The organism is Flavobacterium sp. XS2P24, assembly GCF_030010285.1.
Classification (GTDB): domain Bacteria; phylum Bacteroidota; class Bacteroidia; order Flavobacteriales; family Flavobacteriaceae; genus Flavobacterium; species Flavobacterium algoritolerans.
This window is the reverse complement of the sequence record NZ_JASCRU010000035.1, coordinates 18,603-27,215: the sequence shown is the minus strand read 5'-3', so window position 1 is coordinate 27,215 and position 8,613 is coordinate 18,603. Positions and strand designations below refer to the sequence as shown.

The 8,613-nt window shown below is 38.8% G+C and carries 1 protein-coding gene; it reads right to left on the bottom strand.

The window, feature by feature from the left end; all coding sequences use genetic code 11:
• Nucleotides 1-8,382 (bottom strand): Ig-like domain-containing protein (locus QLS31_RS15040; RefSeq protein ID WP_282744519.1); only part of this gene is annotated, 8,382 nt, incomplete at its 3' end.
• Between the last annotated feature and the right edge of the window lie 231 nt (nt 8,383-8,613).

Genomic DNA, 8,613 nt, shown 5'->3' with positions numbered 1-8,613 from the left:
TCCAGCATCCGCTGAAACAGTAGTCAAGTTCACTTGAGCAGCTACCACAGGGGAACCGTTCAAGGTATCATTAGTCAATACATTAGTGAAGGCTGTTCCACCGTTGAATCCGTTTACCGGAGTTCCGGCATCATCAACAGCGACAATAGCAGGAGCAGTAACCGTTACTGTAACAGTAGCGTTATCACAATTGGTTGGATTTAGAATTTCACAGATTTGGTAAACCAAAGTGTAAGCACCCGCAGGCGTACCCGGAGCCACTACCACATCAGTACCAGACAATGTAACACCTGGGTTTGTAGCCGAAACAAAAGTAGTATTGACTTGAGCAGCTACCACAGGAGCACCGTTCAAGGTATCGTTAGTCAACACATTAGTGAAGGCTGTTCCACCGTTGAATCCGTTTACCGGAGTTCCGGCATCATCAACAGCGACAATAGCAGCAGCAGTAACCGTAACAGTTACTGTAGCGGTATCACAATTGGTTGGATTTAGAATTTCACAGATTTGGTAAACCAAAGTGTACGAACCGGCAGGGGTTCCTGCAGGCACTGTAATTTGTCCCGTTGCAGTATTCACTGAAGGAATAGCTCCTCCATTGATAGGTGTTGCAGGGGCAGTTACAGTCAAGTTTACTTGGCTTATAGTTACCGGGTTTGCGTTTAAGGTATCCGTATTTGTAGTATTGGCAGACAATACATTCCCTGCATTAGGGGTTCCGGTCGTCCCGTTACCACCGGCGATGGCATCATCAACAGCATCGATAGCAGGGGCGGTAACAATAACGGTCACCGTTGCGGAATCGCAATTGTCAGGATTTAATTTTTCACAGATCGAATAAACAATTGCATAGGCACCTGCAGCGGTTCCTGCAGGCACTGTAATTTGTCCCGTTGCAGTATCCACCGAAGGAATACCTCCTCCATTGATAGGAGTTGCAGGGGCAGTTACAGTCAAGTTTACTTGGCTTATAGTTACCGGGTTTGCGTTTAAGGTATCCGTATTTGTAGGATTGGTAGACAATACATTCCCTGCATTAGGGGTTCCGGTCGTCCCGTTACCACCGGCGATGGCATCATCAACGGCATCGATAGCAGGGGCGGTAACAATAACGGTCACCGTTGCGGAATCGCAATTGTCAGGATTTAATTTTTCACAGATCGAATAAACAATTGCATAGGCACCTGCAGCGGTTCCTGCAGGCACTGTAATTTGTCCCGTTGCAGTATCCACCGAAGGAATACCTCCTCCATTGATAGGAGTTGCAGGGGCAGTTACAGTCAAGTTTACTTGGCTTATAGTTACCGGGTTTGCGTTTAAGGTATCCGTATTTGTAGGATTGGTAGACAATACATTCCCTGCATTAGGGGTTCCGGTCGTCCCGTTACCACCGGCGATGGCATCATCAACGGCATCGATAGCAGGAGATGCAATGGTTACCGTGGCGGTTGCATTGGCTGATACTGTAGTGATTGTTGCTGCGTTATTGATACTGTTTAAAGTTACAATTACCGTTTCTGATCCTTCTACTGTAACGTCATCGGTTACCGTTACTGGAATCGTGACACTGGTCGTGTTGGCTGGAATCGTTACCGTGTTGGTGATGCTGGCGTAATCGGTTCCGTTGGTGGCGGTTCCTGTTACGGTATAGGTTACTATTGTTGGTACACTCATCGGATTTGTCAAACTAACCGTGAATTCTCCATTGGTTGCTGGCTCTGACGCACTAGGTGTAGTGGCAACTATACTTACTACCGATACATCATTGTCTGCAATGGTTACCGTGGCGGTTGCATTGGCTGACACGGCAGTGATTGTCGTAGAGTTATTGGTACTGTTTAAAGTTATGACTACCGTTTCTGATCCTTCTACTGTGGCATCATCGGTTACCATGACTGGTATTGTTGCTAAAGTATCTCCTGCTGGAATTGTTAGCGTGTTGGTGATGCTGGCGTAATCGGTTCCGTTTGTGGCTGTTCCTGTTACGGTATAGGTTACTATTGTTGGAATAATCACGGGATTGGATAAACTTACGGTAAACAATCCGTTGGTTGCTGGCTCGGAAGCACTTGGTGTAGTGGCAACTATGCTTACTACCACTGGTAAAGGATTTATTGTGCGGGTAGATGTGTTATTTTCTGGCTCTGGATCGGTTTCTGTTGCAGTAATCGTAGCAGTATTGGCATAAACTCCCGTAGCTTTTACAGTAGCAGTTACCGTTAAAGTTTGACTTGCGCCATTGGCTAAATTACCTATTGTCCAAACTCCTGCTCCGCTGGTGTAAGTTCCAACAGAAGGTGTTGAACTCACAAAAGTATATCCAGAAGGTAATAAATCACTAACGATTACATTTGTTGCATTACTTGGGCCATTATTTGAGGCATTTATTGTAAAAGTCACATTAGTTCCAATAAACGGAGAAGCGATATCAACCGTTTTAGTTACTACTAAATCAGAACCTGCAATTCCAAAATTGTTTTGACAGTCACCCGAACCCGAAGCTGTAAATGAGGCTGTATGAAGTCCAGTAGGAGATGGCAAAGGACTTGTTAATGTGTAACCGGTTGGAATAGGTTGTACTAATTGAACAATATATTTTGCAGCAATTGGAGTTTCATAACTAAATTTAACGTTGTCAAATTTAACAATATCACCAGATACCATAGAAACTCTTGATGAGGACAACATTCTAATGGTAGTAGTTCCTGAAATAAAAGGTGTAATATCAAATGTACTTAGACCTGATTGATTTCCATCTGCTCCTGTATATCTTTTTAACAATGTCCAACTGGCAGGTGATGCATTCGTGGCAATTTGTAAATCTACATAATCATTTACATCAAGATCTAATCCTAATTCAGTATAATTTAAAGATAATGTTGCTGCAATGGCGGTGCTTAAATTAGCCGTTCTTCTAGCTCCTTTACTTGCATTTGTAATTTGTAACCCATTTACACTTGAAATAGTTATGTCTCCTGCGGTAAAACCATCAATTTCTGTCACTTCAACCCAAGAATTAAGAGACCATGAAGCAGTACCATAAGATTGACTGGCTAAAATTGCTGATGTTCCGCTTGTAGAACTAAAAGTGTCGTAAAAGTCATTTGTAGCAACAGGTGGTACAACATCAAATTGATAGGAACCAAGTGAATTGGTGGTTTCGGTATCAATTAAGGGTTCTCCAACATTCAATAAACCATTACCATTGGTATCGTGGTATAAATTTACGCGAACATTTGGATGAGCAGCATCACCAGTGTCTAATACTCCATCTGAACTAATATCATTATATACTAAACCTGTAATCGTATTTTGGCTTGATGTTGATATACATGCAGCGGTTACGGTTACTAATGCAATATCGCATACCAATGGATCTTCTAAACTGCAAACTCGATATTCAAAATCATCTACGCCGATAAATCCTGGATTTGGAGTATAAGTGATTGTACCATCCACATTTACGGTTACTGATCCATTTAAAGGAAGGTTAGAAACACCAGAAGTAGTTACTGTTGATGTATTTGGCACTCCAACTACATCATTTTTCAAAACATTGATAACTACCGGAATGTCTGTTTGGGTACTTTTAGAATCGTCAGTTGCCACTAAATTTGCCAAAACACCTAAATCATTGTTTTTATTACAAGCACCTACTCCTGAAAACGTTGCAGTTCCTTGATTTAGCAATGCTGCTGTATAGGCTCCATTTGTATTATATGGATTTACTTTTGCAATAAAACAAGCAGGGTCTTTAAAATAGAGTAATTCTACATTATCAATATAAAAGAAATCTGTTGTTGAAACAGAACCATTTGTTAAAAAAAGTACAGTGTTTATACCATTAGCATTAAAACTAGTAATAGGTACAGCAATATCTTGATAAAAATTATTGGTCCCTACAAAATCCCCATCATCAATGGTATAAACAGTAGTTCCGTTTACTACAACATTAACTCCTTCGCCTGAATCACCTAATGCATCTCTCCTAACACTAAATTTTAAACTAGAAACTAAAGCGCCTGAAAAAGTTAAATTTCTTGAAATACCGTTATTGGCACCAGATAATCGTATTGCTCTAGTATTGCTTACAGCATCCGTGATTACACGAACATCACCGGTTGCTATATTTAAATCGTCTGAATTTTCCACCCAGTTGGTATTCCAATTAACTGAACCATCATTACCACTAAAAGTAGCTGCGGGTTCAAAATCATCGCGGGCATAATACCCATTAAAAGTACTAAAACTATAATTTCCTGATAAATCAGAAACGGTCGATTTCGTAACTATTTCAGTAGCATCAATAATACCATTACAGTTTGTATCGGCATATAAATCAACATTTACTCCTGCAACAAAATTTTCATTGTCAAATGTTCCATCGTCCGGCAATTGTTCTAAAAAAACATTTCCTGTAATTAAGTTTTCATTAGCTAATGCATTACAATCGGTAACTACGATATTAATTTTTGCAACATCACATTTTGTAGCATATTCAAGAGAACAAATACGATATTCAAAAACATCTTTTCCCAGAAATCCAAAATTTGGTGTATACGTAATGGTGCCATTAGCATTAACAATTATGGTTCCATTTGCAGGTTGTAATAAACCCACTGTTGAGATTGAAACTGGATCTAAAGTACATAAGAACGCTATATCATTATTTTTTACCCCAATAGTAATAGGGGTATTTGGTTCTGTTACAGCTTTATCATCGATGGCATTAACAGTAGGCTCAAGACATTTTGGAGTTAATGTCGTTCCTACGTCTAGTGCCGGTGCCCCGATTGGTGCTCCATTGGCATCTTCACCATAAACAGCTGCAAATGTAGTACCGTCGCAGGTAAAAAGAGCAATACTACTTTGATCATTGTCCGTATCTCTTATTTGATATGTTTGTAAGTAACTTAATGGGACAGCAATATCATAAGGTACCCCACAAGGACTCATTGTTGCAGTAGTTGCAGTTAAATTACCATCATATTTAATATATAATGTTGTATTTGCGGTTGGAGTAACCCACAAAGGGTTATAATTTGCAGAACCATCAAGAGAACCAGGTGCCCAAGCAATTGTTGTAAATGATGTTAAACGGCTAGCATTTAATAAGGAAATAGCCCAATCATAATTTTGACCATTTGAATCTGCATCCATTATTTCAACAGCTGTAAACGACTCATTTCCTTGACTCCAAAACTTATACCCTATTGAAGTTGAAACTGCCAATGTAAGACTATTATATGAATTTGCGGGAACAACCAATGATCCCGAACCTGGCAAACCAGAGACCCAATTAATAGTAATGGGAGTATTGAGACTATTTACAAAATATACTACTGAAGGAGTAGAATCTGTTGGTGATGCAACTGGTGTATAATAGGTATTACCATAGTATTTACCTGTAAGCATATTTATATTTCGAGTTCCATAGTTGTCATTACCACCAAAAACCAAATCGACACCAACTATTTCATTAGCCGTAATAATAGCACCAGGTTTAACATCAGTGACTCCAGCAATTCCAGTTGCCGACGGATCTCCTTGATAAAACCACACTTCTCCTTCATTTAATGTTTTGGTTAAATCAACAATTCCATCTGCATCTAAATCGACATTAACTACTGTTCCGTCTTTTGTTGCGTTTATAAAAAAAGCAGCATACGAAAAATAAGGAACCCCAGTAATTTCACCTAATCCAAGTCTGAATAGTTTCCCATAACGTGTCACATCCACAACATTTGTCTTAACAGCTTGAATAGAAAAAATGGCGTCATCACCAGTAACTTTTGAAATGGCTACATCATAAGTGGTCTGTATTTTGTCTTTTGCATCAAAATAAATATTGGCAGGGTTACGAGGATTATAGATGAATTTATTATCCAAAATTATGCTGGCTGAAGATGTTAAAATATCTGTTGGATAACCAGGTGCTATTCCGTTGCTTAAATCTCCGTCTCCCCATATTTTCGTGGTAGCCTGCGTAGGTGATGTTATATCAGTTTCATAACCATCTTCCCATTCGTCATACGTAATAATTGTGTTTGGGTAAGGTGCAACTATGCTCGTTACATTTCGAACAACATTAGTATAGCCAGTGGAATTATTAGATGCTTGGAATAATGCTTCCCGTAATTGTGTACTGTTTTCCGGGAATGGCATATAATACGTTTTTGCAATTACAGCCTCATTACAAGCGTTTGTATAATCGGGTGCTACATTGATATTTACGTTACCTATATCACAAATAGGTATTGCAGCATTGTTACAAACTTGATATACGAAATTGTCATTTCCTGAAAAATTTCCATTTGGTAAATAGGTAATAGTACCATTAATACCCATTTGTAATGTCCCATTTGTAGGCTGGGTAATTATGATTAGCGAATTTGGGTTAATATCGCATTCATCATTTGCTAATACATTCACAACTATTGGTGTTCCATTCTCTCCTGAAACGCCATCTTCAACTACTTTAATGGCTGAGTTTAGTACAATATGGTCAGATGTTAAAGGGCCATTACATCCCGTAGCAGTTGCAGTAATCGTAGTTATATCATTCCAAGATGCAACAAAAGTTACTTCACCAGTCAAATTATTTATTGTATTTCCTCCAGCAATACTTGCAGCATCTAAACTATAGGTTATACCAGTTGTATTTGTTGCTGTTGCTGTAAAAGTAATTGTACTCGCAGTATTACTACAACGAATAGAGTTTGTTCCTAGCATAAATACTAGTGCTGTTACTGATGGTGCACTAGTAACAGTGTGAATGGCAGTTTTTGGTGCCCCACAACCTGATGCCGTAACAGTAATAACTGAAGTACCTGCCCACCCAGCAAGATAAGAGATTTCACCTGTATTCGTATTAATACTGTTGCCGGCAGCGATACTAACTGTATCAAGTGAATATGTAATTAGAGAAGCATTGGTTGCTGTTGCAGAATAGATAACCTCTTCAGTTTCTTGACATCGAGTAGAAGTAGCACCCAAATCAAATATTGGCACGCCAATAGGATTACATAAAGTTACCGTAAGAGGTTGCGTATCAGTTACAGTATTTTCAAATCCTTCTTTGGCAATTGCTGGTAAAGAATAACTCCCAATACTCAAGCTATTGGTATCCCAAGCATATTGATATGTTTTAGTACACGATGTATTTGCTACAGCAGTTGCAGCTACTGTTGTACCTGCAGGAGTAATAGTTAGATTTAAACCTGTAATGTCGTTATATCCAAAAGGATCTGTTACAACCGTTCTGGTATATACCGTGCTTCCGGCAGGAACAGTGGTTATTAAATTTCCTCCTGGATATGGCGCATCATAAATGGCATGAGAGCTAATATCAATATAGGTTGAAGTATTTAAATTTATCTTTGAAGGTTTGGTTTGGCTGTCATAATTAATGTTAAAAACAACTCCTAACTGAGTTGTGGTAATCACTAATGCAATTGCTTGACCAGAGGGCACAATTACATCACTTGGCAAAGTCCCTGACCAAGTTAAAATACCTGTTAGATTATTATAAGTAGGATTTGTTAATGTTATTATAGCAGTTGCACCATATTTTAACTGCGCTGTAATAGCTGGATTTACAGGCATACTACCGCTAACAATACTTATATAATTGTTTATTGAGATTGTTCCTGCCTTAATAGTCAATGCACTGCATAAAGCGGGTGTTTGAGTAAAGGTTACAGTTTCATTTCCTGTTGAACCATAAACAATTGAAATATTGTCAATAAAGGCTTGATCATTCGACCCTGACCAATTGCCTCCACTATTTGTAAATCGTATTGTAGTTGCCGAAGATATGTATGCCGAAATATCAAAGCTTGCAGTCCCACTAGCTGCTCCACCTGTATAAGTTGCCAATTGGGTAAAGGTACCATTTGGGGAATTTGAAACCCATACTTCAATATTTTCTCCTACTTCTAAACTAACTGCCCTCCAATTGAATGAAAATGTAGCACAATTAGCACCAGTAAGATTCGCACTTCTTTGTATATGATCTAAAGAACCGGCTTGTTGAAAGCGAAGCTCTCCTGAAACATTTCGCATGGTACCTCCGGTAGGAGAATTGTCATCACTGTTTTCACTCCAAGCCGCAGTCCATTCCGCAGGAAAGTTATTATAGCCGGCAGAACTAAAATCATCGTGCGATGTATTGGCACTACAACCTGGTGCAACAAAAAGATTTGGTGTGGTGGCCGTGGTCACATCTGTCGTTGCAACTGGGTCTATTCTGTCCAATGCATTGGATGGATCAGACAAATAAAGTTGCTTGGTTACTGTTTGTGCCAAAGTTACTTGACCTATTGTGATGAAGATTAATAATAGCAACTTAGACTTTGTGAGCTTAGCTAATTTTATTAACATTAATTGAGTAATTTTTGACTTCATATGATTTTCCCCCCGTCGGATTATTGGACTAATTTAAACTAACAAACTAAATTATTAACAATTATTCCCACTTGTTAACAAAGCAAGCACAAGATAGTTGTTTACATTAATATTTACGTGATTAACACGAAATCTATCAGTTTATTTTTAACTTCATTTCTGGTTTAAGGTATTCGGCACTTAAATCATTCCATTTTATAATATCCG